General features: G+C 72.5%; 24 protein-coding genes and 2 tRNA genes. 10 read left to right on the top strand and 16 right to left on the bottom strand.

The features are described 5' to 3' along the window. Window positions 1-75: 75 nt before the first annotated feature. The 6 genes from ehuB (at window position 76) to ABZV42_RS22345 (ending at window position 4,427) form a co-directional block, all read left to right on the top strand. Window positions 76-1,005, top strand: coding sequence for an ectoine/hydroxyectoine ABC transporter substrate-binding protein EhuB (gene ehuB / locus ABZV42_RS22370; protein WP_356053241.1), 930 nt, complete (start codon window positions 76-78; stop codon window positions 1,003-1,005). After that, window positions 1,002-1,736: an ectoine/hydroxyectoine ABC transporter permease subunit EhuC gene (ehuC, locus tag ABZV42_RS22365; RefSeq protein WP_355980807.1), complete on the top strand. Its 735-nt coding sequence runs from the start codon at window positions 1,002-1,004 to the stop codon at window positions 1,734-1,736. The genes ehuB and ehuC overlap by 4 nt, the downstream gene beginning before the upstream one ends. Before the next feature lie 40 nt (window positions 1,737-1,776). Then, window positions 1,777-2,427 carry an ectoine/hydroxyectoine ABC transporter permease subunit EhuD gene (gene ehuD / locus ABZV42_RS22360; protein WP_355980805.1) on the top strand — a complete coding sequence of 217 codons (651 nt, stop codon included), beginning with the start codon at window positions 1,777-1,779 and terminating at the stop codon, window positions 2,425-2,427. Further along, window positions 2,417-3,196 carry an ectoine/hydroxyectoine ABC transporter ATP-binding protein EhuA gene (ehuA, locus tag ABZV42_RS22355; protein WP_355980803.1) on the top strand — a complete coding sequence of 260 codons (780 nt, stop codon included), beginning with the start codon at window positions 2,417-2,419 and terminating at the stop codon, window positions 3,194-3,196. Before ehuD ends, ehuA begins: the two co-directional genes overlap by 11 nt. A gap of 252 nt (window positions 3,197-3,448) precedes the next feature. Beyond that, a complete protein-coding gene (locus ABZV42_RS22350; protein ID WP_355980801.1) occupies window positions 3,449-4,207 on the top strand; it encodes an IclR family transcriptional regulator C-terminal domain-containing protein in 759 nt (252 codons plus the stop codon). 146 nt (window positions 4,208-4,353) lie between these two features. Next, window positions 4,354-4,427: transfer RNA gene (locus ABZV42_RS22345), tRNA-Lys, on the top strand. A 53-nt stretch (window positions 4,428-4,480) separates the two neighbouring features. Here ABZV42_RS22345 and ABZV42_RS22340 read toward each other — a convergent pair. From ABZV42_RS22340 to ABZV42_RS22315, 6 genes are all read right to left on the bottom strand, one after another. Then, window positions 4,481-5,809, bottom strand: a complete 1,329-nt coding sequence (locus ABZV42_RS22340) for a M18 family aminopeptidase (protein ID WP_355980798.1) — start codon at window positions 5,807-5,809, stop codon at window positions 4,481-4,483. A gap of 640 nt (window positions 5,810-6,449) precedes the next feature. Continuing rightward, window positions 6,450-8,213: an AMP-binding protein gene (locus ABZV42_RS22335; protein WP_355980796.1), complete on the bottom strand. Its 1,764-nt coding sequence runs from the start codon at window positions 8,211-8,213 to the stop codon at window positions 6,450-6,452. Between the two features lie 47 nt (window positions 8,214-8,260). Further along, window positions 8,261-8,728: a DUF3592 domain-containing protein gene (locus ABZV42_RS22330; protein WP_355980793.1), complete on the bottom strand. Its 468-nt coding sequence runs from the start codon at window positions 8,726-8,728 to the stop codon at window positions 8,261-8,263. A 148-nt stretch (window positions 8,729-8,876) separates the two neighbouring features. After that, window positions 8,877-9,530: a lytic polysaccharide monooxygenase gene (locus tag ABZV42_RS22325; protein WP_355980790.1), complete on the bottom strand. Its 654-nt coding sequence runs from the start codon at window positions 9,528-9,530 to the stop codon at window positions 8,877-8,879. A 239-nt stretch (window positions 9,531-9,769) separates the two neighbouring features. After that, window positions 9,770-10,957 carry an SPFH domain-containing protein gene (locus tag ABZV42_RS22320; protein ID WP_356053239.1) on the bottom strand — a complete coding sequence of 396 codons (1,188 nt, stop codon included), beginning with the start codon at window positions 10,955-10,957 and terminating at the stop codon, window positions 9,770-9,772. A gap of 60 nt (window positions 10,958-11,017) precedes the next feature. Then, window positions 11,018-12,358, bottom strand: coding sequence for a peptidoglycan-binding protein (locus ABZV42_RS22315; RefSeq protein WP_355980784.1), 1,341 nt, complete (start codon window positions 12,356-12,358; stop codon window positions 11,018-11,020). 184 nt (window positions 12,359-12,542) lie between these two features. On the opposite strand from ABZV42_RS22315, the gene ABZV42_RS22310 reads away from it, so the two are divergent. Beyond that, window positions 12,543-12,616: transfer RNA gene (locus tag ABZV42_RS22310), tRNA-Lys, on the top strand. 544 nt (window positions 12,617-13,160) lie between these two features. On the opposite strand, the gene ABZV42_RS22305 is transcribed toward ABZV42_RS22310, so the two are convergent. From ABZV42_RS22305 to ABZV42_RS22285, 5 genes are all read right to left on the bottom strand, one after another. Continuing rightward, on the bottom strand, window positions 13,161-13,826 hold the full coding sequence (locus tag ABZV42_RS22305) for a class F sortase (RefSeq protein WP_355980781.1): 666 nt from the start codon (window positions 13,824-13,826) through the stop codon (window positions 13,161-13,163). Between the two features lies 1 nt (window position 13,827). After that, entirely contained in the window at window positions 13,828-14,415 is a 588-nt protein-coding gene (locus ABZV42_RS22300) for a hypothetical protein (protein WP_355980778.1), read from the bottom strand. 121 nt (window positions 14,416-14,536) lie between these two features. Further along, complete coding sequence (locus ABZV42_RS22295; protein ID WP_355980775.1) at window positions 14,537-15,316, bottom strand: HAD-IIA family hydrolase; 780 nt, start codon at window positions 15,314-15,316, stop codon at window positions 14,537-14,539. Window positions 15,317-15,468: 152 nt separating this feature from the next. After that, a complete protein-coding gene (locus ABZV42_RS22290; protein WP_355980772.1) occupies window positions 15,469-16,392 on the bottom strand; it encodes a hypothetical protein in 924 nt (307 codons plus the stop codon). 335 nt (window positions 16,393-16,727) lie between these two features. Beyond that, window positions 16,728-18,062 (bottom strand): ROK family transcriptional regulator, encoded by a 1,335-nt coding sequence (locus ABZV42_RS22285; RefSeq protein ID WP_356053237.1) that lies wholly within the window; start codon window positions 18,060-18,062, stop codon window positions 16,728-16,730. A gap of 56 nt (window positions 18,063-18,118) precedes the next feature. Between ABZV42_RS22285 and ABZV42_RS22280 the strand changes: the two genes are divergently transcribed. Together ABZV42_RS22280 and ABZV42_RS22275 are read left to right on the top strand one after the other, a co-directional pair. Further along, window positions 18,119-19,210: a Gfo/Idh/MocA family oxidoreductase gene (locus tag ABZV42_RS22280; RefSeq protein ID WP_356053235.1), complete on the top strand. Its 1,092-nt coding sequence runs from the start codon at window positions 18,119-18,121 to the stop codon at window positions 19,208-19,210. Next, complete coding sequence (locus ABZV42_RS22275; protein ID WP_355980765.1) at window positions 19,207-19,680, top strand: heme-degrading domain-containing protein; 474 nt, start codon at window positions 19,207-19,209, stop codon at window positions 19,678-19,680. Before ABZV42_RS22280 ends, ABZV42_RS22275 begins: the two co-directional genes overlap by 4 nt. A 241-nt stretch (window positions 19,681-19,921) precedes the next feature. Here the strand turns inward: ABZV42_RS22275 and ABZV42_RS22270 are convergent, their stop codons facing one another. The 4 genes from ABZV42_RS22270 to ABZV42_RS22255 all read right to left on the bottom strand — a co-directional run bounded on the left by ABZV42_RS22270 (window position 19,922) and on the right by ABZV42_RS22255 (window position 23,269). After that, window positions 19,922-20,779 carry a fumarylacetoacetate hydrolase family protein gene (locus ABZV42_RS22270; RefSeq protein WP_356053233.1) on the bottom strand — a complete coding sequence of 286 codons (858 nt, stop codon included), beginning with the start codon at window positions 20,777-20,779 and terminating at the stop codon, window positions 19,922-19,924. 282 nt (window positions 20,780-21,061) lie between these two features. Further along, window positions 21,062-21,808 carry a YidC/Oxa1 family membrane protein insertase gene (locus ABZV42_RS22265; protein WP_356053281.1) on the bottom strand — a complete coding sequence of 249 codons (747 nt, stop codon included), beginning with the start codon at window positions 21,806-21,808 and terminating at the stop codon, window positions 21,062-21,064. 193 nt (window positions 21,809-22,001) lie between these two features. After that, on the bottom strand, window positions 22,002-22,316 hold the full coding sequence (locus ABZV42_RS22260; protein ID WP_355980760.1) for a DUF6412 domain-containing protein: 315 nt from the start codon (window positions 22,314-22,316) through the stop codon (window positions 22,002-22,004). Between the two features lie 371 nt (window positions 22,317-22,687). Continuing rightward, complete coding sequence (locus ABZV42_RS22255; RefSeq protein WP_356053231.1) at window positions 22,688-23,269, bottom strand: helix-turn-helix domain-containing protein; 582 nt, start codon at window positions 23,267-23,269, stop codon at window positions 22,688-22,690. Between the two features lie 133 nt (window positions 23,270-23,402). Between ABZV42_RS22255 and ABZV42_RS22250 the strand changes: the two genes are divergently transcribed. Then, window positions 23,403-24,932, top strand: coding sequence for an MFS transporter (locus ABZV42_RS22250; protein WP_356053229.1), 1,530 nt, complete (start codon window positions 23,403-23,405; stop codon window positions 24,930-24,932). Window positions 24,933-25,078: 146 nt separating this feature from the next. Here ABZV42_RS22250 and ABZV42_RS22245 read toward each other — a convergent pair whose 3' ends face one another. Further along, window positions 25,079-25,888, bottom strand: coding sequence for a class E sortase (locus ABZV42_RS22245; protein ID WP_355980753.1), 810 nt, complete (start codon window positions 25,886-25,888; stop codon window positions 25,079-25,081). Between the last annotated feature and the right edge of the window lie 14 nt (window positions 25,889-25,902).

Raw genomic sequence — 25,902 nt, 5'->3', positions numbered from 1 at the left:
GCGTCACGAGCCCACGGCCGCACGGGGCCGGATCCGGTCCGCATACATCGCATGGTCCCGGGTAGCCGCGCGGCCATGGCTCCACCACTTGGGAATGCAGATGCGAACGCGACGGGGAACGGCAGACATCCGCCCGGGACGACGCGCCGGTCGCTGCTCGCGGGCGTCGCGGCCCTCGGCGCGCTCGGCGCCGCCGGCTGTAGTCGCGTGGCCACGGCGTCGTCGGCCGGCGGCGGTGATCTCCTCGACCGGCTGAAGGCGCAGGGCGTCGTCCGCCTCGGCATCGCGGGCGAGATCCCCTTCGGCTACATCGACAAGGACGGCCGGCTCACCGGAGAGGCACCGGAACTCGCCAAGGCCGTCTTCAAGCGGCTGGGCGTCGACCGTGTCCAGCCGGTGCCGACCGAGTTCGGCTCGCTCATACCCGGGCTCGACTCGCAGCAGTTCGACGTGGTCTCCGCCGGGATGTACATCAACGCGGAGCGCTGCGAGCAGGTCATATTCGCCGACCCCGACTATCAGATGCTCGACGCGTTCATCGTGCGCAAGGGCAATCCGAAGGGGCTGCACGACTACAAGGACGTCGTGGCCAAGAAGGCCAGGTTCGCGACGGGGACCGGCTACGCGGAGATCCAGTACGCGGTCGAGGCCGGGTACAAGGAGAGCGACATCCTGGTCGTGCCCGACCAGGTGGCCGGGCTGAACGCGGTCGAGGCGGGCCGCGCCGACGTGTTCGCGGGAACCGCGCTGACCGTCCGCGAGGTGGTGAAGCAGTCCGACAAGGCTGAGAGCACCAGGCCCTTCGCTCCGCTGGTCAAGGGCGAACCCCATGTCGACGGGGGCGGCTTCGCCTTCCGTTCGCAGGAGACGAGGCTGCGGGACGCCTTCAACGTCGAGCTGCGGAAGATGAAGAAGAGCGGCGAACTCTTCCGCGTCCTGCGGCCGTTCGGCTTCACCAGGGCCGAGATGACCGACATGACCGCGAAGGAGCTGTGCCGCGGATGACATCGGGACTCTGGAAACTCGTCCTCGAAGGGATCTGGGTCACCGTCCAACTGCTGCTCTTCAGCGCGCTGTCGGCCGGAGCCATGTCCTTCCTGGCAGGAATCGCGCGCACGTCGCGGCGGTGGATCGTCCGCTTCCTCGCGGGCTTCTACACCGAGGTGTTCCGCGGCACCTCCGCGCTGATCATGATCTTCTGGGTGTACTTCGTGCTGCCGCTCGCCTTCGGCTGGCAGCTCGTCCCGCTGTGGGCGGGCACGCTGGCACTGGGGCTGACCTACGGGGCGTACGGCTCCGAGATCGTGCGCGGCGCGCTGAACGCGGTCGACCCGGCTCAGCGCGAGGGCGGGATCGCGCTCAGCTTCACACCCTGGCAGCGGATGCGGCTGATCCTGCTGCCGCAGGCGGTGCCGGAGATGATCCCGCCCTTCTCCAACCTGCTGGTCGAACTGCTCAAGGGCACGGCGCTCGTCTCCGTGATGGGGATGGGCGATCTGACGTTCAGCGCCAATCTGGTGCGGCTGGCCCTCCAGCAGAGCGCGGAGGTCTACACGTACGTCCTGCTCATCTACTTCGTCATCGCCTTCCTGCTCACCCGGCTCATGCGCGGCCTGGAGAAGCGGCTGAAGGCCGGGGTCGGCAAGGCGTCGGACAGCGTGCCGGCCCGCGAGGCGAAGCGGGCCGCGACGGCCGGTGCGGGCGCCGGTGCCACCGCGGGCAGGAGTGCCTCATGAGCATCGTGCCCCTCGCAGAGACGACGATCGGTGGTGCCTCATGACCTGGGACTGGAACGCCGTCGGCGACTTCATGCCGCACTTCTGGGACGGCCTGCTGGTCACGCTCGAGGCGCTGGCCCTCGGCTCGGTGATCTCCTTCGCCCTCGGACTGGTGTGGGCGCTGCTGATGCGGGCGCCGACCCGCTGGGTGCGCTGGCCGGTCGGGGTGGTCACCGAGTTCGTGCGCAACACCCCGCTGCTGGTGCAGCTGTTCTTCCTCTTCTACGTGCTGCCCGAGTGGAACATCACGTTCTCCGCCCTGACCACCGGTGTCATCGCGATCGGACTGCACTACTCGACGTACACGATGCAGGTCTACCGGGCCGGTATCGAGGGCGTGCCGGCCGGCCAGTGGGAGGCGGCCACGGCGCTCGGCCTTCCCGTGCGGCGCACCTGGACGGCGGTGATCCTGCCGCAGGCCCTGCGCCGTGTGGTGCCGGCGCTCGGCAACTACGTCATCGCGATGCTCAAGGACACGCCGCTGCTGATGACGATCACGGTGCTGGAGATGCTCGGCGAGGCGCGGCTGTACTCGCAGCAGCACTTCCAGTTCACGGAGCCGCTCACGGTCATCGGCGTGGCCTTCATCCTCATTTCCTACCCGGCTTCCCTGCTGCTGCGAGCCCTGGAGCGACGACTTGTCCGCTGACACGAACGCCCTCGACAACCCCCCGGTGGACGGCAGCGAGCTGATCCGCTTCGACAAGGTCACCAAGCGTTTCGGTGACAACACCGTCCTCGACGGGCTCGACTTCCGCGTCGACTCCGGCAAGCACGTCACCCTGATCGGCCCGTCCGGTTCCGGAAAGACGACGATCCTGCGGCTGCTGATGACCCTGACCCGGCCCGACGAGGGCACGATCACGGTCGCCGGGGACCGGCTCTTCCCCGCGCAGGAGAAGCAGGTCCGCGAGGTCCGCAAGAAGATCGGGATGGTCTTCCAGCAGTTCAACCTCTTCCCGAACATGAGCGTGCTGCGGAACGTCACCGAGGCACCCGTGGCCGTCCTCGGCCTGTCCCGGGACGAGGCCGAGGAGCGGGCCCGCGAACTGCTGGACCTGGTCGGCCTCGCGGACAAGTGCGACGAGCGGCCGGGCCGGCTGTCCGGGGGCCAGCAGCAGCGCGTGGCCATCGCCCGCACTCTGGCGATGCGGCCGCAGGTGCTGCTGCTGGACGAGGTGACGTCCGCACTCGACCCCGAACTGGTGGCGGGCGTCCTCGACGTACTGCGTGACATCGCCCGCACCACGGACATCACGATGCTCTGTGTGACCCATGAGATGAATTTCGCCAGGGACATCTCGGACCAGGTCCTGATGTTCGATTCCGGTCATGTCATCGAGTCCGGCCCGCCGGAGCGGATGTTCAGCGATCCGGAGCACGAGCGGACCAGGGAGTTCCTCGGCGCGGTCCTCTGACTCGGGGAGCGAACGAGGGGCGGAGGGGGAGCGCTTCCGGGAAGGCGCGAGGTCCCGCGGCCGGGACATGCCCGAAGCGTCATGCCGTTGGCATATGCCAGGGTGGTGCGCTCCTGCTGAGAGGCATGGAGCGCACCACCAATCTCGTCAACAGACCGCCACGGAAGGCGTCTTGGCCGTTATCGTGTAATGAGCCCAGCCGTCCGGACCGACGTCATTTTTGAGCCGGGCCATGAAGCGCAGGGGGAAACCGTGGCGCTGATGAACGAGCCGACCGCGCCGTACCACTCGGCCCAGGACGCGCTGCGCGTGCTGGAGACGATGTCGCGGCACACCACCGGTGTCACCGCGACCGATCTCGCCCGCCGGGCCGGCCTCGGCGCCGACCGGCTGACCGTACTGCTGCGCATGCTGCGCCGGGAGGGCTACGTCGAGCAGGTCGCGGACGGCGCGTACGTCACCGGCGCCGCCCTCGGCCTCCTCGGTTCCGCCCACGGCCGCGAGCAGGCACTGCGCGACAAGCTCCAGCAGACGATCGACCGGCTCCGCGACTCGGTCGGCGCCGCGATCTACATCAGCCGCTACATCGACGGCGAGGTGCACGTCACCCAGTACGCGGATAGCCCGTCCAGCCCCGCGGTCAACGAGTGGGTCGACTTCCGCTCCTCCGCGCACGCCAGCGCGGTCGGCAAGAGTCTGCTCGGCCAGCTCGACCACAACGGCCGCCGCGACCACCTCGCCCGCCACAAGATGGCCCGGCTCACCTCGCGGACCATCACCAGCGAGCGGCTCCTGCTGTCCCGCCTCGACTCCCAGCCGGCCACCGTGCCCGTGCTCGACCTCCAGGAGTACGCGATCGGCACGGTCTGCGCGGCCGTCCCGATCACCGCGGGCTCCTCCGTCGGCTGCCTCGCCCTGTCCCTCCCGGTCGAGCACGCCCACCGGCTCCGCCGCGCCGCCGACACGCTGAACCGCGGAGCGACCCCGGTACTGCTCTCCCTGGCGATCTGACAGCCTCCGCGCCGGGCCCGCACGGAGCGAGTGCGGGCCCGCCCGGAAGGCCGCGTGAGTGGTGTGCGCGGCTGGTCCGAAACACCCCCGCGGACCAGGTAGTATTTCTTTTGTCGCCGGCCGCGGAAGCGGAAGGCGAGAGTCATGCGCCGCTAGCTCAGTTGGTTAGAGCAGCTGACTCTTAATCAGCGGGTCCGGGGTTCGAGTCCCTGGCGGCGCACCTTGGTGAAGGCCCTCCACACTGTGGGGGGCCTTCACGCATGTCCGGGACCATCACCGCCCCCGGTCTCGGACGCCGGCCCGCTCCGCCGTGACGAACTCCGTCAGCACCCGCGCCAGCAGCTCCGGGTCCCGCGCCCCGCACAGTTCACGCGCCGAGTGCATCGACAGCCCGGCCACCCCCACGTCGACCGTCGTCACACCGAGACGGGCCGCGGTGATCGGACCGATCGACGTCCCGCACGGCATGGCGTTGTGCGAGACGAACGGCTGCCACGGAACCCCGGCCCGTTCGCACGCGGCGGCGAAGGCGGCGACACCGATGCCATCGCTGGCGTACCGCTGATTGACGTTGACCTTGATCACGGGGCCGCCGTTGGGCAGCGGACGGTGGTCAGGGTCGTGGCGTTCGGCGTAGTTGGGGTGGACCGCGTGGGTCATGTCGGAGGAGACGCACAGGGTGCCGGCGAGGGCACGGTCGAAGTCCTCGCGCCCCCCGCCCCTGGCGGACACGGAGCGGCCCAGTATCCGTTCCAGGAAGGGTCCCTGGGCTCCGGTCTCCGATCCGCTGCCGACCTCCTCGTGGTCGAAGGCGGCGAGCACCGGTACGGACGCGGGCGGGCGTTCCGAGCCCGCCGCGGCGACCAGGGCGGCGACGGCCGCGTGCACCGAGATCTGGTTGTCGAGGCGCGGCGCGACGATGAACTCCTCGTCCGCGCCCAGGTATCCGGGCGGCTGGATGTCGTGGAGCATGAGGTCCCAGCCGAGGACCTCCGCCGCTTCGGCGCCCGCCTCGTCAGCGAGCCGGCCGAGCAGGGCGCCGGGCCGCGGGCCGCCGAGCCCCCACAGCGGGGTCAGGTGCCGCTGCCGGTCCAGGGCGAGCCCGTCGTTGACGGTCCGGTCGAGGTGGATGGCGAGCTGCGGCACCCGCAGCAGCGGTTTGTCGACGCGGACCAGCCGGGTCGAACCGTCACGCAGGGCCAGCCTCCCCGAGACGCCGAGATCCCGGTCGAGCCAGGTGTTGAGCGGCACTCCGCCGTAGACCTCCACGCCGATCTGCCGCCACCCCGCCGAGCCGGTGTCCGGAGTGGGCTTGACCCGCAGGTTCGGTGAGTCGGTGTGGGTGCCGACGATCCGGAACGGGGTGCAGGCGGGGGCGCCGGGCGGGGCGTACCAGGCGAGCAGCGCTCCCCCGCGTACGACATAGCGGCCGCCCTCGGCTCCGGCGGTCCAGTCGTCCCGCTCCCGCAACTCCGCGAAACCCGCCTTCTCCAGGCGCTGCGCCGCGCTCGCCACCACGTGGTACGGCGAGGGGCTGGACCTGACGAAGCCGAGCAGGTCGTCATTGTGTCCGCGGTCGAGCGTGTCATGTGTGGGGGACATGATTGCCTTTCGGGTGCCGTGGAGGGGGCGAGTGGGGGGCGTCGGACCGTGCAGCCGGGCGCATCGTTCCGCTGGGGGGCGACAGTCGTCCCGGGGGAACTGCCGGGCCGGGGCGACGGTCCTCCCGGGAGGCGACCTGGACCGCAGGGGCATGACAAGTTCCCGGCAGAGTGCCGGTACCGGTAGCGGCGTCACCGTCGAAGTCACCGGCACCACTGGCGTCACCGACATCACCGGCTTCACGGGCGCGGACGTGAGCCGGGGCGGCACCGCCCCGCGGCCTGCGTGTCCGCGACCCGGATCAGGCAACGCAACGCCCTTCTTCGCTCGGCCCGGGCCTCCGGCGCGGGGGCCCCTCGGCACACGTGCCCGGATATCCTCCCCGCGGATGGCGGCCGGGATGCCTCATGCCGCCGCCGATCGAAAGACACCGCCTTTCGAAAGCCCTCGCCGTTCGAAAGCCCCCCTCGACGTCACCGGCCGACGTCACCGCCCCCGACGTCACCGCCACGCGAACCGCCCGGGACGCACCGCGCCGGGGGAGGGACCCCGGGCCAGGGACCCCTAGCCGACGGACCCATCGGAGTGCCGCCCTCCGACCCCGCCTCCCGGCCCGGCCCAGCCCCGCCCCGCCCCGCGGCTATCGCGTCAGCAGTTCCTCCCGGCCGTGCGCCCGGTACCGGGACACCAGTCCGTCCACGTCCGCCGGCGTCAGCCTCCGGTACGCCGGCTCGCCCGGGGGCCGCCACCACACCGGGTCGGGACAACGGAAGCCCTCGCGCCGCAGGGCCACCCGGTGGATCTTGTTGGTGGCCGTGACCGGCATCCGTTCCACGATCCGCAGGAACCGGGGGGCCATCTTGGTGCCGAGGTCCGGCTGGGCGAGCAGGAACCCGGCGAAGGGCGAGGGACCGAAGCGGGCGCCCTCCTTCAGGGCGAGCGTCGCCATCACCTGGTCGCCCGCCACCGGATCCGGCACGGCGTACACCGCGACGGCGGCCGCGTCCTCGTACCGGGCGAGAATGTTCTCGATCATCGCGGCGGCGAGGTTCTCGCTGTCGACGCGCAGCCGGTCGTCGCTTCGCCCGGCGAAGTAGAGAAAGCCGTCGGTGTCGCGGTAGAAGAGATCACCGGTCCAGTACCAGCCGGCCCCCGCTCCAGCATCCCCCGCCCCCGCCTCGCCGGCCCCCTGCCCCTCCTCGCCGGTCCCCGCCCCCGCCTCGCCGCTCCCCTGCCCCGGCCCGGGTGACGCCCCCCGGCGCCGGGCCGCCTCGGCCTCGGGATTGCGCCAGTACCCCTCGAAGAGACTGGTTCCCCGGTTCACCAACTCCCCTATCGCGTCAGCGCCGTTGAGCAGACGCCCGTTCCCGGCGAACACTGCGGGCGGGCACTCGCGCCCGGTGTCCGGGTCGATCACCGCGAGGTCGTCCGAGGGCGCCGCCCGGCCGATCGCCCCGGCCGGGGTGCCTGGCGTGCGCTGGACGGCGGCGCCGCCCTCCGAGGAGCCGTACCCCTCGACGAGCCGCGCCCCGAAGCGCTTCTCGAAGGCGGCCGCGTCGACCGCGCCGGCCTCCGTCCCGAATCCCAGGCGCAGCGGGTTGTCGCGGTCGTCGGGGCGGGCGGGCGTGGCCAGCAGATACTGCACGGCGCGGCCGACGTAGGTGAAGTACGTCGCGCCCGAGGCCCGTACGTCGGGGAGGAACCCGGAGGCCGAGAAGCGGCGCCGCAGCGCGATCCCCGCGCCGGTCGCCAGCGCGGGCGCCCAGTCGGCGATCACCGCGTTGCCGTGGAACATCGGCATGCAGATGTAGTGGGTGTCGTCGGCGCGCACCCCGAAGTGGTCGACGAGGGAACGCCCGGCCGCGGCGATGCGGCCCTGGGTGCAGACGGCGGCCTTGGGCGCGCCGGACGAACCGGACGTGAAGAGCAGCAGGAAGCGGCTGTCCGGACGCGCCCCGCCGTCGTCCGGCTTCGCGCCCTCGTAGGTCCTCAGGAGCTCGGCGTAGGCGTCCGTGTCGGTCACCAGGACGCGCACGCCGGGGAGTTCGAGTCCGTCGAGGAGCGGCAGATGAGCTCGCTCGGTGACCAGGACGCGGCATTCGGTGTGCAGGATGTCCCGGGCCAGTTCGGGTCCGCGGCGGGTCGGGTTGATCCCCGCGACGGCGGCACCGGCGAGGGCGGCCGCGCCGAGCCACAGTGGATATTCGGGGGTGTTGTCGAGCAGCACCCCCACATGCGGCTCCGCGCCGTACGGCAGCGCATCGGCGAGCAGTGCCGCACGCGCCGCCGCGCCCGCCGCCACCTGGTGATGGCTGATGACCCGGCCCTCGAACCACAGTCCCGGCCGGTGGTCACCCCACCGCTGCCGCACGAGCTCCCCGACGGTACGCCTCCTGGACACCATGCAGACGTAAGGTAATTGACGGCTCGTCAGATAGGGAGTCCCGTGCGCTAACCCCCGAGGAACCCGTCGACGCCGGAGACCGCCTCGTGATAAGTGATCATGAAGCCGACGCAGAAACTGACGATCACGCCGAGGAACACCAGCAGGGCGAGGGTGCCCGCGACCGCCCTGCCCGGGTTCGGCGCGTGCGCCGTGGCCTTCTCGGGGTTCCGGGCGGTGTAGTACGCGGGGACGATGTCGCCCTCCAACACCGTCGCGGGGCCGTTCGGCTCCTCGAAGCGGATCGCCCGGCCGTCGCGCGTCGTGAACTCGTAGACGTGGCGCAGGGTCGTGGTGACGGAGGTGTCGTTGCCTCCCCCACTGACCGTCGTGTACGAACGCAGACAGCGCGCCTCCGCGGTCAGTCCGCTGTTCCAGGCGCTGCGCACCTCCAGCAGGCGGCGCACGATCCTGGCCGCCGCGAAGAGCACCGCGGCGATGATCAGGCTGGGCAGGACATAGAAGAACACACTCATGACGGTCCCCCGGTGGTCGGACACTGTTCCCCGCGCGTCGGCATGGTCATGTCGACGTGCGGGGAACATACCCGCACCGGTGGCGCCCGCGCCTCAAGCGAGGCTCAGAACTCGTGGAACCGGGATTGCGGGCGCCGGATCGCGGGTCTCAGAACGTGACGTCCGCGCAGGAGTAGAACGCGTTCGTCGTGTCCGCGACCGTCCACACCCCGAGGATGACGTGGTGTCCGGTCCTGCCGCCGGGCAGCGTGCCGGTGTGCGTGAGCGTGGCCGGGGGGCGCTGTCCGTTGTAGGGGACCGTCAGGAACGGGGTGGTCTCCAGGTCCGCGCGGGTCAGCGCGTGGTTCTGGTTCCAGCCGGTCTTGGTGACGAAGTACTTGAAGTCGGTCGTCGCATGCATCGCGGTGAACTGCCAGCGGAACGTGTAGGTCTGCCCCGCGGTCACCTTGGTCGTCGGCCAGGCCGCGCCCGCCGGAGTCTTCGGCTGGTCGAGCTGGGCGAAGTTGGCGTGCCCGGCGGAGCAGATGCTGCCGTCGGCCGGACCCGCGGCCGGGAAGCCCTTGAGGCCCTCGACGCTCTGCGGTTCCCATTGGATGTCACCGCAGTTGGCCACAATGCCACCGTTGGCGGCACACATCTTCTGCCGACTGAGGGGCTGGTCGGTGTAGCCGTGGGCACTGGCGCCGCCGGTGGAGAGCACGAAGGTGCCCGCCGTCGCGAGGCCGAGCGCCGCCGCGTACAACTTCGCTTTCCCGCCGGCGCGGGACCGGCCGGCGGGGTGTTGGTTCGTCCGTGTGCGCATGCTGCCGCTCCTGGAGGACGTGGGGGATGTTCCCGTGAGGCGCCCGCGCGAGGTTCAGGTCTAGACCAAGTGTCAGATTATTGCGGGTAGTTGAACATGTCCATACCAATAGCCGACCCGACCGCCCCGCACGGCCGGGGTCAAGCGGCCGATGAGGTCTACGAGGCCTGCGAGACCCAAGAGGCCCACATGACCCACTAGATCCATGCGACCCACGAGGCCCATACGACCTGCGCGACCTACGCGGAGACCTCCCCGCGTCCGGTGCAGAACGCCACCGTCAGGTCCTTCACCAACGCCTTGCGTTCGTAGTCGTCCAGCTCGACGAGCCCGCGCAGGGTCAGCCGGGTCACCGTGTCCTCGACCGAGTCGACGACCGAGCCGAGCACGCTGTCGCGGTGCTGGGCGTCCAGGGCCGCGATCCGGCGGCGCTGCATCACGGCGGCGATCTCCGGCGCGTACTCGATCCGGGTCGGCTGCGCCGAGAACACCTCCAGACCGACGGGGGCCGTGTCCGCGGCCACCATCCGGGTCAGCGCCTCGCCGACCGCGTCCGTGTTGCGCAGGGTCAGATCCCTGATCACGGCGGGCGGCAGCTCGGCCGGCAGCTGGGAGAGCACCCGCGAGAGGGCCGCCTCCACACACTCACGCAGATACATCCGGTGGTCGTCGACCGCGAGCGTGGCCCGCGCGGTGTCCTTGACGCGCCACACGACGAGCACGATCACCCGCAGCTCGACCCCGTTCGCGTCGACCACGGACATCGGCTCGCTGCGCCAGTGCCGCAGCCGCACGTCGACCCGGCGGCGCAGCACCAGCGGGTTGACCCACATCAGGCCGGTACGCCGGACCGTGCCGCGATAGCGCCCGAACAGACCGAGCACCCAGGCCCGTCCGGTCCGGCCACGGGCGAGACCGCCGAAGCCGAACAGACCGAGCGCGCCCGCCCCGGCGTACGCGGCCCATTGCGCGGGCCCGAGTCCGGTGCCCGCGCGCCCGGGCAGCTCGAGCGCCGCCAGTACGGAGGGCGGCAGCAGACCCGCCCACCAGGTGGTGAGAACACATCCGGCCACACCACAGGCCCCGGCCAGCACACCCGCGGCACCGGGCAGCACCCGCGCGGGCCGTTCGACCAGCTCGGGATCGGCCTCCGGCACCGGGCGCGGGGGTCTGCCGGGCGCGGGCCGCCGGATCCTCGGCTGCTCCCCCGTACCGCGCCGACGGCCCACGACGGCGGGCGCGAGCGGCACGGAGACCGGGTCGGGGTCGTCACGGAAGAGCAGATGGACGGGGATCTCGGTGGTGGCCTCGTTGTGGATGAGCCGGGCGGCCCGGTGAACGCCACCGCACTCGGCCGTCGTGTCGGACCGGGGTTCCGCCGGGGGTGCCCCCTCGGACTCCGGGGTGTCTGACGTCGTCGTACTCATAGCTGCCTCCATGCCTCCGCGCCTGGAAGTGTGTTCACGAGCCGTGCGGAACCCGGCCGCTCAGGAGAAGAGCCGCCGCCAGGTCTCCGGTCCCGGATAGCCGTCCGCCGCACCGCCGCGCCAGCCCTGTGCCCGCTGGAACGCCTCGACGTTGCGCCGGTCCGCCTCGCCCCAGCGCGGCCCGGGCCCGGAGCTGTAGTAGGTGCCGAACCCCTTCTTGACCAGCTGCTTTCCCAGCTGGGTCACCTGGGCGTCGTTCGCTCCGGGCCGGAACACCGCGCGTCCCGGATAGCCGGGCACGGTGTGCGAGGAACCCGGTCCGGCCGTCACCGCCGGGATGTTCCTGCCCTCCTTGCCGACCAGGTACGACCAGGTCTTCGGACCCGGCAGCCCGTCCGCGTCGGTGCCCTTCCAGCCCTGCGCCCCCTGGAACGCCTCAGTGGCCCGCCGGTCCGCGGCCGACCAGCGCGGCCCCGGGCCCTTGGTGTAGAAGCGCCGGCCGCCCCGGTCCACCAGAAGCCGGCCGAGCTGGGCGACGTACGCGTTGTTCGCGCCCGTCCCGAAGTACGCGGCCCCTGGGTAACGGGTCGCCGAGGACGGCGGCGAACCGCCCGCGCCCTCCGTGATCCCCCGGTAGCGATAGGGCACGTACTGGTCCGAGTTCGTCCAGTACGCGTACGGGGTGGACTGCTTCCTGGCGCGCGGCGGGGCCTGCTCGTAGGCGACGTACTGGGTGTGCGTGTAGTCCGTCCAGCCGCCGAAGATGACGACGTGCGAGCCCTTCTCGGGGTTGTCGGGGTTGTGGAAGAGCAGGATGTCGCCCGGCTGGAGCCGGTCCCTGGTGATCCGCACCCCGAAGCTGTCGAGGCTGCCGGTCCATTCGTTGCCCGGCAGGTTCCAGGCCATCGAGACGAAGCCGGAGCAGTCCTGCCGGTATCCGTCCCGCCAGTAGTCGTCCATGCTGTACGGCACCTGCGCGTCGATCCAGGTCTTGGCCCGGCTGATGATCGCGGCCCGCGTGGTGGCGCGTGCCCGGACCGCCTTGCCCGGACTGACGGGCAGCCCCGGCTTCCCCACCGGGCCGTGCAGCGGCGCCCTGCGGCCCTGGGGGGTGTCGTCGTGTCCGTCGACCGGGGGAACACCGGGCCGGACGGGCGCGTGCACGGCGGCGACCGCCGGCACCGCGCCGAGTACGGTTCCCGCCGCGGCGGCCAGCGCGAGCGTCATGGGGGTTCGCGCCACCGCCGCGCGAGCGAGGACATGGGCGCGGGCCGCCGGATGCGCCAGGGCGCCGGACGGGCCGAGCCGCGAGGAAAAGGGCAGGACACGCCGCCAGTGAACGCATCCGGGGCAGTCGCAGTCGGTCGCGGGATCGACTTCCTCGAACACCGGAGTCTTCATGTGACGCCCCTCGTACTCCAGATTGAAATGTCCGCAATTCTGCACGTTCGTCAGTTTCTCAACTGTCATCCGGAGCCGCACGTTGACGGTCCGAATGATGTACGGGACGACCCCCACCTGCCGCGGAGCCGCCCGCCTGGTCGGAGCACCCCCGCGGGTCGGGTAGAGTTTTGCCTGTCAGTAGGCGCCGCTAGCTCAGTTGGTTAGAGCAGCTGACTCTTAATCAGCGGGTCCGGGGTTCGAGTCCCTGGCGGCGCACAGACCGGAGGGCCTCCTCGTGAGAACGAGGGGGCCCTTCGTCATGCCCGGAGCCGGCTCGCCGACGACGCTCGCCGGAGCCGGGACCGAAGCCGGAGCCGGCACCGGAACCGAAGCCGGACCGGGGCCGGGACCCTCGCCGGGGGGCCGTCGCCGGCCCCTTCAGACTTGGCGTCAAACAGTCTAGAAACCGAGGCGCACATCCGTTCTAGGGTGGGCTCAAGTGGTCTCCATTGCAGGCCAGTTGATCCGGCCCGACCGCGTCACCGCGGTGGACGGGCCACGAACCTCCCGCGCCGGTGCCGGGTTACTCCCGCAACCCGTGCGCCCGCGGTCGAGGACCGGCCCGGTCGGCGGCTTCGGGGGAGCGGCCGCCGACCGGGCCCGGTGCCGCGCCCGCCCCGCAGAGCCTGATCCGCGTTACACCCGGGCCCAGCCGAGCCGGCTCCCCACTGCGCTTGGCCTCGCCGAGCGCACTCCCCCTCACAGCCCACCCCGCCGGTCGCACTCCCCTCACGCCCCTCCCCGCCGAGCGCACTCGGCCTCAGAGCCCGCTCCCCGTGAGGTACGCCGAGACGACCACGTTCGCCGTATAGCTGCCGCTGGTTCGATCGAAGGTTCCGCCGCAGGTGATCAGCCGCAGCTCGGCCCGACCCGACTCCCGTACCCCGTACGCCTGCCGGGCGTCGAAATGGTCGCGCGGCAGCACCTGGACGTCGTCCACGGTGAACTCGGCGACCGTCCCGTCGTCCCGCACGACCCGCACGGTGTCGCCGGGCTTGACGGTGCTGAGCCGGTAGAAGACCGCGGGCCGGGTCCCGGTGTCGACGTGGCCGACCATCAGCGCCGTCCCGGCGGCCCCCGGCTTCGCCCCCGAGGCGTACCAGCCGACGACACCCGGCTGGTCGTACGACGGCGGATCGACGGCACCCCGGCCGTCGAGCCCGCGGGCCACGACGGGGGCCTGCACTCCCATCGAGGGAATGTCGACGCGCTGCGGCCTGGCGCCGCCCAGGGGCTTGAGCGCGGGCGGCAGCCGTACCTCCGGCGGCCGTCCGACCGCCGCGATGTCCCCCGTGGTCGGTGCCGACGTCCCCAGCCGCAGATCCGTCACGTCGCGGCCCCACAGCCACAGCCCGAGCAGCAGCACGAGCCAGGCCACACCGGTCAGCAGCCGGCCGGCGCCGGTGGAACGCTCCGGTTCGGCCATGTCAGTCGCGGCCGTCGTCGCCCCGGCGCGCGCTGCGCACGGCCACGGCGATCGCGGCGACGCTCGCGAGGACCAGGCCGACCACGGCCTGCTTGGTGCCGGGTCCGGCCGCGTGGGCATCGCCCGTGGCGTGGGCGTCGTGTGTGGCGGACAGGCGGGCGGTTCCACCGCCGCCGGCGTTCACGGGCGCGACCGGCGAGGCAGGGGCGGAGACACGCGGGGAGGAGCCGCTCGGGGAGGAGTCCGGTGCCGGGACGGTGAGCGTGCCCTCGACCCGGTCGCGGTGGCCGTCGCAGTCGACCCGAACGCCGTAGCTGCCCGGCCGCAGCTCGGTACGGACGCGGGTGTCACCGACGAGTCCGCCGCCGCCCCCGCCGGTCAGCCGCGCGTCCGAGACGAAGGCGTCCGACACCGCGGTGCCCGTCCGGCCCGTACAGCCCATGGCCCGCAGCCGGATGTCACTGCCCGCCGCCGGGGACAGCGGGTTCACGGAGACACCGGCCGGTCCCGCGTCGGCCGCGTACGCGGCGGGCGTGAACGCCGCCGCGACCACCGCCCCGGCGCAGAGAGTGAGTCGCACTGAGCGCATCGTGAAACCTCCAGACATCTGGAGACTCCCCCTCGGGGCGGCGGACCGCATCTTCAGCGGGCCGCCACTGCTCCGTACGGGTCTGAGCGCGTCGCCACGGGTTTGGAACCGGCTCGGCGGCTCAGACGCGGTCGACGAGGTCCGCGATCGAGTCGACGATCTTCGACGGCCGGTACGGGTAGCGCTCGATCTCCTCGGGCGTGGTCAGCCCGGTCAGGACGAGGAAGGTCTGCATCCCCGCCTCCAGACCGGCCAGGACGTCGGTGTCCATGCGGTCGCCGATCATGGCGCTCGACTCGGAGTGCGCGCCGATGGCGTTCAGGCCGGTCCGCATCATCAGCGGGTTCGGCTTGCCCGCGAAGTACGGCTGCTTTCCGGTGGCCTTGGTGATCAGCGCGGCGACCGCCCCGGTGGCCGGCAGCGGGCCCTCGGTGGACGGGCCGGTCTCGTCCGGGTTGGTGGCGATGAACCGGGCGCCGCCCTTGATCAGCCGGACCGCCTTCGTCATGGCCTCGAAGGAGTACGTACGGGTCTCGCCGAGGACCACGTAGTCCGGCTCATGGTCCGTCAGGACGTACCCGATGTCGTGCAGCGCGGTCGTCAGGCCCGCCTCGCCGATGACGTACGCCGTGCCGCCGGGCCGCTGGTCGTCCAGGAACTTGGCGGTGGCGAGGGCGGAGGTCCAGATGTTCTCGACCGGCACGTCCAGGCCCATGCGCTGGAGCCGGGCGTGCAGGTCGCGGGCCGTGTAGATGGAGTTGTTCGTCAGGACCAGGAAGGGCTTCCCGGACTCCCGAAGCTTCTTGATGAAGGCGTCGGCGCCGGGGATCGGCACACCTTCGTGGATGAGGACACCGTCCATGTCGGTGAGCCACGACTCGATCGGCTTGCGCTCTGACATGTGCTGGGTCTCCTGCCGTCCTGGCGTACGTACGCACTCGAACCGGGGCTGCCGGAACGACGCTGTGCCGACACGCCCAGCCTAGTCAGCACGACACGGCCACGGCCGGGCCGCCCTGGTGTCAGCACGGGGGCGGCCGGGCCACCCGGATGTCAGCGCCGGCGCGGGCGGATCCGGCGGGCCAGGGCGAACAGCCCCGCTCCGAAGGCGACGAGGACGAGTGCCAGCGCGGCCAGGGCCGGTCGGTTCGGCCTGCCGGGTCCGGTCCTGGCCAGTTGGTCGGCGGACGGCGCCGCCGTACCGGTCCCGGCGGTGGTCCCGACGCCCGTGCCTGTACGGGCCTCGACGCCGGGGCCCGTACCGGCACCGGGGCCGGTACTGGCGCTCGGGTCCGTACCGGCACCGGGACTCGCGTGGACGCCGGTGCCGGTGCCGGCGTCCACGGTGGCGTCCGGGGTCTCGCCCGTGCCGGTCTCCTTGCCCGCCTCCGGGTCCTCGGCGGCGCCCTCGATCCGGAAGCGGTAGGTGTTCGACTCCCCCACCCAGTCGCCGTCGTCGGCGCGCTTCTGCACGACGGCCGCGTTCGCGACGACGGCGTTCGGGGCGGTCGCGCCGGAGGCCAGGGAGAGCCGCACCTTCACCGTGACGGTCCGGCCGGGGGCCACGGTGAACCCGGGGAAGCCGTCGTCGAACGGTCCTACGTTCTCGGCCTCGTCGCTCCGCTCGAACCTCACCGCGTGGGCCCGCTCCCCCTCGTAGAACTCCAGCCGCGCCTGTTCCGGCCGCAGCGTGCGCTTGTCGTCCACAAGAACGACGACCGGGTGGATCGCGCCGCAGGGGTGCGCGGTGGTGTTGGTGAGGTCGATGTACCAGGTACCGGAGTCGCCTCCGGCCCGGTAGCTGTCGGGGCCGCCGTGGATCCGGGTCCTGATCGGGAAGTCGTGGGCGTCGGACGAGACACAGTCCGGGCGGGGTTCGAGCGCGTGCGCCGGGGCGGACGTGAACGTCACGCACAGCGCCAGCGCGGTCGGGGCGAGGGCGGTCGGAGCGAGCGGATGAGACGTACGCAGTCGCATGAGGAGCCTTTGGCCGATCGGGAGAGGGCGGGGATCGGGAGGACCGAAAGCGTCAGTCGGTACCGGGCAATGGCCTCGTGACCGTGCCACGCCCCGCCCCGGAAGTCCGACCGCCACCCGTGGAACGACCCCCGTTCGGCCCCCCGAATCCCACCGTCCGGCGGCACCCTCGACAGACCGTCAGGCAACGGACTGGTGCGGATGAGGTGGATGCGGTGGACGGGGTGGCTGTGGCGGACGCGGCGGACTCGGCGACCCACCCCGCCCGCGGGAGCAAGCGCGGCAGGCGGAAACCCAGGCCTCGCAAGCAAGCCAGGCAAGCCGCGCAGGCCCCCTCAGCCCTCCCCCCGTCCGAACAGCGGGGCCAGCAGTAGTTGGGCCGCGCCCTCGGCCACGCCGCGGGCTCCGCCGGGGGCGGGCAGGACCGGCACCGCCGCGGCGCCTCCCTCACGCCGGGCCCGTTCCTCCAGGACGGCTCCGACCCCCTGGAGGAAGACCTCCTCATGGGCCGCGACCGTGCGCCCGCCCAGCAGTACGAGGTCGATGTCGAGCAGCCCGACCAGGTTGGCCGCCCCGGCGCCGAGCACCCGGGCCGCCTCGGCCAGGGCCCCCCGCCCCACCGCGTCCAGGCACAGCACCTCGATGCACCCGCGGTTCCCGCACTCGCACAGCGGCCCGTCCAGCTGGATGACCTGGTGTCCGAACTCCCCGGCCCCGGTACGGGCCCCCCGGTGCACGCCCCCTCCGATCACGAGGCCCGCGCCCAGTCCCGTACCGAGATGCAGATAGGCGAAGGACCCGCCGCCCGCGACGCCGGAACCGGGCCGGGCGCCGGTGCCCACCGCGACTCCGAGGGCCGCCGCGTTGGTGTCCTTGTCCACGACCACGGGCAGCCCGAGCCGCCCGGCAAGCGCGTCCCGCAGCGCGAACCCGTCCCACTCGGGAAAGCCCGTGACCCGGTGCAGCACCCCCAGGGTGTGATCGAGGGGCCCCGGCAACGCCACCCCGACACCCAGCGCCGACACCTCGCCGAGCAGGGCGGAGACCTCCCCGGCCGCCCCCTCGACCACCGCGTCGGCCCCGGCGCCCAGATCCAGCGGGGCTCGCCGCTCGGCCACCACGGCCCCGGCGAGATCGCAGAGCACCGCGGTCAGCTCGTCCCGGTCGAGATGCAGCCCGACCGCGTGCCCCGCGTCGGGCACGAGCCGCAGCACCGTACGGGGCTTGCCGCCGGTGGACGCGAGGCGCCCCGCCTCCGTGGCGAGACCGCCCGCCCGCAGCCGCGCGGTGATCTTGCTGACGGCCTGCGGGGTCAGACCGGTCCGCTCGGCGAGTTCCAGGCGGCTGATGCCGGAGGCCCCCGCGGTGCGCAGCAGGTCGAGCACCAGCGCGGCGTTGTGACTGCGCAGCGCGGGCAGATTCACCCCGGCCGCCCCGCTCCTGCCGGAACCGCCGCCCGCCCCGCCCCCGCCCAGGTCTCCGGGAGCGCCGAAGCCCCCGCCCTCACCCCGGTTCCCGGAAGCGTCGATGACCGTGCCCCCGTCCCGGTCCCCGGAAGCGTCGATGCCCCCGCCCGCGCCCGGGCCGGCGAAATCGCCCGAGGTCCGGGGTACACCTGAATTCCCGGAGATCTCCTGCATCCCGGCCCCACCCACGTCGGTCCTGTTCACACCCCCATTGTCCCCCGCGCTTGCACTTTGGCAACAGCGTTGCGAAAGTAGGACGCATGACAGGCATGACTGGTACTGGTACGCCCCTTCGCGTGGGTCTCGTCGGCTACGGCCTCGCGGGTTCCGTCTTCCACGCCCCGCTGATCGCCACGACCGAGGGGCTCGCCCTCGACACGGTCGTCACCTCGAACCCGGAGCGCGAGGCGCAGGCCCGCGCCGAGTTCGGCGACGGACTCCGGTTCGCCGCCACGCCCGAGGAACTGCTGGAACGCGCCGACGAACTCGATCTGATCGTCATCGCGTCCCCGAACAAGACCCACGTCCCGATCGCGACCGCCGCCCTGAGGGCCGGCCTCCCCGTGGTCGTGGACAAGCCCATCGCAGGGACGGCGGCCGAGGCCCGCGAGCTGGCCTCCCTGGCCGACGAGCGCGGACTGCTGCTCTCCGTCTTCCAGAACCGCCGCTGGGACAACGACTTCCTGACCCTGCGCAAGCTGTTCGCCGAGGGCGAGCTGGGCGACGTGTATCGCTTCGAGTCACGCTTCGAGCGCTGGCGTCCGCAGCCGAAGGGCGGCTGGCGCGAGTCGGGCGACCCGGCCGAGATCGGGGGTCTCCTCTACGACCTCGGCAGCCACCTCGTCGACCAGGCGCTCGTCCTCTTCGGCCCCGCGGCCTCGGTGTACGCGGAATCGGACGTCCGCCGTCCGGGCGCCCTGACCGACGACGACACGTTCATCGCGATCACGCACACGAACGGGGTCCGCTCCCACCTCTACGTCTCCGCGACGACGGCCCAGCTCGGCCCGCGCTTCCGCGTCCTCGGCTCGCAGGCGGGGTACGTCAAGTACGGCCTCGACCCGCAGGAGGCCGAACTGCGCGACGGCAAGCGCCCCGGCGCCGGTACCGAGTGGGGCGTCGAGCCGGAGGCCCTGTGGGGGCGCGTCGGCTCCGGCGAGTCCCCGCTGACCGGCGGCGGCCGTCCCGAGCCGACGGTCCCGGGCGCGTACCCCGCGTACTACGCGGCCGTCGCCGCCGCGATCCGTGACGGCGGCCCGAACCCGGTCAGCGCCCACGAGGCCGCCGCCGCCCTCGATGTCCTCGAGGCGGCCCGCCGCTCCGCCCGCGAGTCCGTGGTGGTGTCCCTGTGAACGCGCCCGTCGCGCCGGAGATCGCCGAGCTTGAGGAGCAGGAGCGCCGGCTGACGCTCCCGCGTTTCACCCACGACGACGCCTGGACCCTCGGCACACTCCTCGTCGGACTCGCCCGCGACCGCGAGGCGCCGGTGGCCATCGACATCCGCCGCGGCGGCCAGCAGCTCTTCCACGCGGCACTGCCGGGCTCCACCCCGGACAACGACGCCTGGATCGACCGCAAGCGCCGCGTCGTCGAGCGGTACGGCTGCTCCTCGCTGCTGGTCGGCTCGCGCTTCCGCGCCAAGGGCACGACGTTCGAGGACTCCTCGCGCCTCGACCCCGACACGTACGCGGCCCATGGAGGCGCGTTCCCGATCACCGTGAAGGACGCGGGCGTGATCGGCACCGTGGTGGTCTCGGGCCTGCCCCAGGTCGAGGACCACAAGATGGTGGTCGAGGCCCTGGAGAAGTTCCTGGCCCGGTAGCACCGGGTCACCCTTCACCCCGCGCCCCGTGACGGGGCGCGGGGTGAAGGGTGAAGGGCACGGTGGAAGCCTCGTAAGGGGCGCGAGGAAGGGCGTGAGCAACCACGACGCACTCGCGGCGGACAGCGCACACCGAGGCTCCGTCAGGGGTGCGGGGAACCGCGCGACCAGCCACAACGCACCCGCGGCGGACAACGCACCCCGGCCGAAGCGGACCCCGACGGCGAACCCAGCGGAGCGCTCACGCGTCGGCGAGCGACTGCCGCTGCCGCCCCAGCCCCTCGATCTCCAGCTCGACGACGTCCCCCGCCCTCAGGAACGGCTTCGGCTCGGGCCGTCCGAGGGCCACTCCGGCGGGCGTGCCGGTGTTGATGACGTCACCGGGGTAGAGCGTCATGAACTGGCTGACGTACCGGACGACCTCGGCGACCGGGAAGATCTGCTCGGCCGTCGTACCGTCCTGCTTGAGCTCGCCGTTCACCCAGAGCCGCAGCGGCAGCGCCTGCGGGTCCTGGACCTCGTCCGCGGTCACCAGCCACGGGCCCAGCGGGTTGAACGTCTCGCAGTTCTTGCCCTTGTCCCAGGTGCCGCCGCGCTCGATCTGGAACTCGCGCTCGGAGACGTCGTGCGCCACCGCGTACCCGGCGACATGCGCGAGCGCCTCCTCCCGGGACTCCAGGTAGCGGGCGGTACGGCCGATGACGACGGCCAGTTCGACCTCCCAGTCGGTCTTCACCGAGCCACGCGGCACGAGCACCGTGTCGTTCGGCCCGACCACGGTGTCGGCCGCCTTGAAGAAGATCACCGGCTCGGCCGGCGGCTCGGCCCCGGTCTCCCTGGCGTGGTCGTGGTAGTTCAGCCCGATGCACACGACCTTGCCGATCCGGGCCACCGGCGGTCCGACGCGCAGTCCGTCCGCGTTGAGCGCGGGCAGCTCACCGGTCGCCGCGGCGGACCGGATCCGTCCGAGCGCGGCGTCGTCGGCGAGCAGCGCCCCGTCGATGTCGGCGACAAGGCCCGACAGATCCCGCAGGGTCCCCTCGGCGTCGAGCAGCGCGGGCCGCTCCGATCCGGCCGTACCGACTCGCAGCAGCTTCACGGTCACCATCTCCCTCGGTCGCGGGCCGTCGACCGATGGGTGCGGCCATCGGAGGACCGTGCGATCCTCCAAGCTCACCGTCCAGTCCGCAAGACCCCGTTCACGGACTGGACCAGCCGAATCCAGGCACCGCAGGACCGGAACAGCCGAAAACGAGCCCCGTCCGACTGGACCGGCCGATGACGAGCCCCCTCGGACGGGACCAGCAGACGGAAGGCACCGTCGGACTGGACCGGCCGATGACGAGCCCCTTCAGACGGGACCGGCCGACGAAGAGCGCTGTCAGGCGAGAGCCGCGGCCGCGGGCACCGCTCCGGGCATGTCCCGGTAGAGCACGGCCCGCTCCACCGCGCTCCAGGTGGCGCTGGTCACCACGTAGAGCGCGGCCGCCAGCGGCACCACGGCCACGGTGAACAGCGTGAAGAAGGACATGAACGGCATGATCCTGGCGACCGAGGCGAGAGCGGCCGCCTGCTCGCCCTCTCCCGCCACCGGCGCGGCAGCGGCCGTCCGCTTCGTGCGTACGTAGTTGAAACCGGCCACGGCCGTGACGACGGCGAAGAGGCCCAGATAGACGAGACCGGCCGGCCCGAAGACCCCGCCGTCGCCGAGCGCGTCCACCCACCGGCCCCCGAGCGGCGCGCCGAACAGCTTGTGCCCGAGCAGCGTGTTGGCCCTGCCGCCGATCGTCGAGCTGGAGAACAGGTGGTAGAGGAGGAAGAAGGCCGGCATCTGCAACAGGCTGGGCAGGCACCCGGAGAGCGGCGACACCTTCTCCTCGGCGTGCAGTTCCATCAGCGCCTTCTGGAACTTCTCGCGGTCCTTGCCGTGCTTCTTCTTCAGCTCGGCGACCTGCGGCTGGAGCGCGGCCCGCGCCCGCTGTCCGCGCGCCGAGGCCCGCGACAGGGGATGCACGAGCAGTCGTACGAGCGCGGTGAACAGGACGATCGCCGCGGCTGCGGCCGAGGCGTGGAACAGCGGCTGGAGCAGGTCGGCGATGTGCTCGACCAGGTGCGCGAAAACGGACATGAACGTGGACATGTGTGAGCCCTCCGGGGGTCTCGTCGTGCCGGGGGTGGGAATGCGGCATGACGACCCGCGCGGGTCACCCGTGAGTGAGCGCCACCCGGGGTGGGCCCCCGAATCATCGGGGTGCGTCACCGGGAGTGGAGAGCCACCGCCACCGGGGGCGGACAGTCGCCGGGGTGGAGTGGAGGGGTGCCTACGCGGTCGCCGGGAGGGCGTGTCCGGGTGCCCTGGGGCGAGGCCTTCCGCTGGCGTCGGGATCGCGTTGCGGCAGGAAGGCCGTGCGGCGGTCGCGGTCGCGGATGGCCGTACGGACCCGGGTGGGCGGCACGGCGGGCGCGCAGCGCGCCACCATGAGGGAGCAGGCGACGAAGGCGGACCCGGCCGCGGCCGTCGCGGCGAACGCGACGGTGGCGGCGAGGCTGCCCGAGTCGAGCAGCGCGACCTCGAGGAGCAGAAGCAGCAGTACGGCGGCGGGGCGGGCGTCGGCCCAGCTCCGGGTCCGGATCATCTGCCGCTCCTCCTCTCGTACGTGGTGCGCGTTCGCGTTTCCCTCCGTTCGTTATACAGGATGGTTCCCGGCGGACCGCCCGGAATCGGACGCGGCATCCGCCACACCGTCCGCACCGCGATCCACCCGGGCAGACCCCCGGCACTCCGCCCCCGCCCGGCACGAACGCCGCCCCGGCGACCGCCCTGTACCCGGCCTACGCCCCGCCCACCGGCCTACGCCCCGCCCACCGGGAGTCCACCCCCCGACCACCAGGGCCTACCCACCGCCGACTGGAAGTCCACCCCGGCCACCAGGGCCTAAGCACCGCCCACCGAAAGTCCGCCCCGACCGCCGGGGACTCCGACCCGGCCCCCGGGAGTCCGCCCCGTCTACCGGGAGGCCGGCGCGTCCGGCCCGCCGGAACCGGCCCCCGCGGGCATCGCCTTCTTCGGGTCCGTGTCGACCGGCTCGAGCAGCCGCCTCGGCGCGAGCAGGGCACGGCTGACCGGATCCGCCGGGTCCCGGTCGAGTCCGGGGCCCGGTGTCATCTCGACGTCCGGGACGGGCACGACCACAGCGCAGACGGGGCATTCGCCGTACGGGCCGAGCTCCGTGCCGCAGACGGCGTGCCGGAAGTAGCGCAGGCGGCTCTCGGTGAAGTGCTCGCGGCCCCACAGGCCGAGCGAGCGCAGGGTGGGCCACAGGGCGATACCCCGGTCGGTCAGGACGTACTCGTCACGCGGCGGCGACTCCTGGTAGCGGCGCTTTTCGAGGACGCCCTCGGCGGTGAGCGCCTGGAGGCGGGCCGCCAGCACGGCGCGCGGGATGCCGAGGTGCACGAGGAAGTCGTTGTAGCGCCGTACGCCGTAGAGCGCGTCGCGGATGACGAGCAGCGTCCAGCGCTCGCCGACGATCTCCAGCGCGCGGGCGATCGAGCACTCCTGCGTCGCGTAGTCCTTGCCCAGAGCCATGCCTCCACTGTAGCCACTTTCCGACGTGTTGGTTCATTGAACGAACCTAAGTGCTACCGTCTACCCATACACAGGGTTCAATGACCGAACCTACTCGTCCCGCAGAACCGACCCAGGGAAGCGAAGGCAGGCCATGACCCGGCTCGACCGGCCCGAGATCAACACGCAGCCCGCGCACGTCACCGCATCTTCCGAGGGCACCGTGACGTCGACCGCGCCGACCGGTCCGACGCACACGCCCTCCTCGAACCCACCGGCCTCCGGAACCTCACCGCTCCCCGGAACCACTCCGGCCTCCTCGGCCTCCTCCGCCTCCCCGGCGCAAAGCGCTCCGCGGGCGGCCCCGACCCTCGCCCTCACCAGTGCCGCCACCACCGTGGCCCTGATGACGTACACGGCCCCGATGGTCACCCTTCCGGACACCGCGGCCGCTCTGCACACCTCGGTCTCCGCCCAGGCCTGGCTGCTCAACGGCACCCCGCTGGGCCTCGCCGCGCTGCTCCTGGTCGCGGGCAGCCTCGCGGACGACTACGGCCGCCGCCGGATCTTCCTGGCCGGCACCGTGGCCCTCGGCCTCACCACCGCGCTCGGCGCGCTCGCGGGCTCCACCTGGCTGTTCACCCTGACCCGCATCGCGCAGGGAGCGGCGAGCGCCGCGATCCTCGCCAGCAGTCTGGGGCTGATCGTGCACGCCTTCCCGACCCCGCGCGGGCGGCTGCGTGCGACGGGGGTGTGGGGCGCGTTCGTCAGCGGCGGGATCGCGGTGGGTCCGCTCCTCGCGGGCGCCGTGGCGACCTGGAACTGGCGGATGACGTACGCCGTCCTGGGCGCCGCCGCCCTGCTCGTCGCCCTCCTCGGAACCCGCGCCCTGACCGAGTCCCGCGCGACGCGCGGCGGCCGGCCCGACCTCGCGGGGGCACTGACCTTCGGCCTCGCCCTGGTGTCGCTGGTGGCCGCGCTGACGCTCGGCCGCGACGGCTGGCTGCGCGCGCCGGTGGGTCTGCTGCTGGCCGCGTTCCTCGTCCTGATGGCCGCGTTCGTCGCCGTCGAGCGTCGCAGCGGGACACCCATGATCGACCTCGGCCTGCTCCGGCAACGGCGTTTCCTCGCCTCGTCGGCGGGCGGGCTCTTCACGGGCCTCGCGGTGATCGGCCTGTTCAGCTTCCTGCCGGCGCTGCTCCAGCGGACGCTCGGGATGTCCGCCATGGACACCGCGTGGCTGTTCCTGCTGTGGTCCGGCCTGTCCTTCACGGTGGCCCTCCAGGCCCGCCGTCTCGCCGGCCGGGTCTCGCACCGCCATCAGCTGGCCCTCGGTTTCGCGCTGCACGCGGCCGGCGTCCTGACGATGCTCGGCGCGATCGGCTCCGGCTCCTGGCTCCGCCTCCTCCCGGGCTTCGTGCTCTCCGGCGTGGGCAGCGGCCTGCTGAACGCCGCGCTGCCGCTGCTGGCCGTCGAATCCGTGCCCGCGACCCGCGTGGCGATGGGCTCGGGCGCCCAGCAGACCTTCCGCTACATCGGTTCGTGCGCCGGGGTCGCCCTCACGATCGCCCTGGTCACCTCCACCGGCGGACCGGCACACGGCGCGAACGTGGCGATCATCGTGTCGGCGGGGCTGGCCGCAGTTGCCGCGGCGAGCGTTCTGGTCCTGCGGGACCGGGCCTGAGCGGACGGGAGGACGGCGGCTCCCGGCGGGGCGTCGCAGCGAGGTCCGGCGGCTCCCGGCGGCGAGGTCCGGCCGAGAGGTCCGGCGGCTCCCGGCGACTCCCTGTGCCCGCCCGGGCGGGACGGAGAGGAGGCGGCCCCTCTGCGTCAGCGGGGCCGCACCGAGGTGAGCGTCCCCCACACCGCCATGCGGTACCGGGAGGTGTACTCGGGGGTGCAGGTGGTGAGCGTGATGTAGTACCCGGGCCGGCTGTACCCGTACGACGGCCGGACGGTGCTGCGCGGTACCGGGCGGATCACCCCGACGTCCCGCGAGGAGGTCTGCGGAAGCGTCCGGTCGACGGTGTACGTGTACACGGCGGCCTTCGTCTCGACGGTGATCGTGTCACCGCGCCGGAGCCTCGGGAGGTACCGGAAGGGCTCGCCGTGGGTGTTCCGGTGCCCGGCGAGCGCGAAGTTCCCGGCCTGGCCCGGCTGCTGGGTTCCCTTGTAGTGGCCGACGTAGCCCTTGTTGAGGACGTCCGTCTTGCTGACGCCCTCCGCGACCGGCACCCGCAGGGAGAGCCGCGGAATGCCGAGGACGGCGTAGGCCTGGGACCAACGGGGGTGCGCCTGGCCGCCGTCGCCCCCACCCCCGGAACCCGTCCCGGACCCGGCCCGCCGCCCCGCCGGTTGCCCCCCGGCGGCCTTCCCGCCCCCACTCCCCGCGCTCCCCCCACTGCCCTCGGCGGAGACGGCGCTCCCCGGATCCGGACTTCCCCACTCCCGCTCCAGCGCCTGCACCTTGCGCTCGGCACCGTGCCGCGCCTCCCGGTTGGTCCACCACAGCTGGTGCGCGACCAGGAGGAGCAGCACCACTCCGACGGTGACGAGCACCTCGGCACCGCTCCAGAGAGCTCGCCGGTACGCGGCACGACGTCGCCGCGTGCCGTGGTGAACGACCCCCGGAGCCCGCATCCGTACGCCCCCTT

The sequence above is a fragment of the Streptomyces sp. NPDC005281 genome, from assembly GCF_040607495.1.
Classification (GTDB): Bacteria; Actinomycetota; Actinomycetes; order Streptomycetales; family Streptomycetaceae; genus Streptomyces.
The sequence above is the reverse complement of the archived record's forward strand: the minus strand, read 5'-3'. Positions and strand labels throughout refer to the sequence as shown.

Coding starts and splice junctions, on each gene's coding strand:
- ehuB (WP_356053241.1), top strand. CDS start 76: ATGGCTCCACCACTTGGGAATGCAGATGCGAACGCGACGGGGAACGGC.
- ehuC (WP_355980807.1), top strand. CDS start 1,002: ATGACATCGGGACTCTGGAAACTCGTCCTCGAAGGGATCTGGGTCACC.
- ehuD (WP_355980805.1), top strand. CDS start 1,777: ATGACCTGGGACTGGAACGCCGTCGGCGACTTCATGCCGCACTTCTGG.
- ABZV42_RS22340 (WP_355980798.1), bottom strand. CDS start 5,809: ATGTCCCCCACACATGACACGCTCGACCGCGGACACAATGACGACCTG.
- ABZV42_RS22335 (WP_355980796.1), bottom strand. CDS start 8,213: ATGGTGTCCAGGAGGCGTACCGTCGGGGAGCTCGTGCGGCAGCGGTGG.
- ABZV42_RS22330 (WP_355980793.1), bottom strand. CDS start 8,728: ATGAGTGTGTTCTTCTATGTCCTGCCCAGCCTGATCATCGCCGCGGTG.
- ABZV42_RS22325 (WP_355980790.1), bottom strand. CDS start 9,530: ATGCGCACACGGACGAACCAACACCCCGCCGGCCGGTCCCGCGCCGGC.
- ABZV42_RS22320 (WP_356053239.1), bottom strand. CDS start 10,957: ATGAGTACGACGACGTCAGACACCCCGGAGTCCGAGGGGGCACCCCCG.
- ABZV42_RS22315 (WP_355980784.1), bottom strand. CDS start 12,358: ATGAAGACTCCGGTGTTCGAGGAAGTCGATCCCGCGACCGACTGCGAC.
- ABZV42_RS22305 (WP_355980781.1), bottom strand. CDS start 13,826: ATGGCCGAACCGGAGCGTTCCACCGGCGCCGGCCGGCTGCTGACCGGT.
- ABZV42_RS22300 (WP_355980778.1), bottom strand. CDS start 14,415: ATGCGCTCAGTGCGACTCACTCTCTGCGCCGGGGCGGTGGTCGCGGCG.
- ABZV42_RS22295 (WP_355980775.1), bottom strand. CDS start 15,316: ATGTCAGAGCGCAAGCCGATCGAGTCGTGGCTCACCGACATGGACGGT.
- ABZV42_RS22290 (WP_355980772.1), bottom strand. CDS start 16,392: ATGCGACTGCGTACGTCTCATCCGCTCGCTCCGACCGCCCTCGCCCCG.
- ABZV42_RS22280 (WP_356053235.1), top strand. CDS start 18,119: ATGACAGGCATGACTGGTACTGGTACGCCCCTTCGCGTGGGTCTCGTC.
- ABZV42_RS22265 (WP_356053281.1), bottom strand. CDS start 21,808: ATGTCCGTTTTCGCGCACCTGGTCGAGCACATCGCCGACCTGCTCCAG.
- ABZV42_RS22260 (WP_355980760.1), bottom strand. CDS start 22,316: ATGATCCGGACCCGGAGCTGGGCCGACGCCCGCCCCGCCGCCGTACTG.
- ABZV42_RS22255 (WP_356053231.1), bottom strand. CDS start 23,269: ATGGCTCTGGGCAAGGACTACGCGACGCAGGAGTGCTCGATCGCCCGC.
- ABZV42_RS22250 (WP_356053229.1), top strand. CDS start 23,403: ATGACCCGGCTCGACCGGCCCGAGATCAACACGCAGCCCGCGCACGTC.
- ABZV42_RS22245 (WP_355980753.1), bottom strand. CDS start 25,888: ATGCGGGCTCCGGGGGTCGTTCACCACGGCACGCGGCGACGTCGTGCC.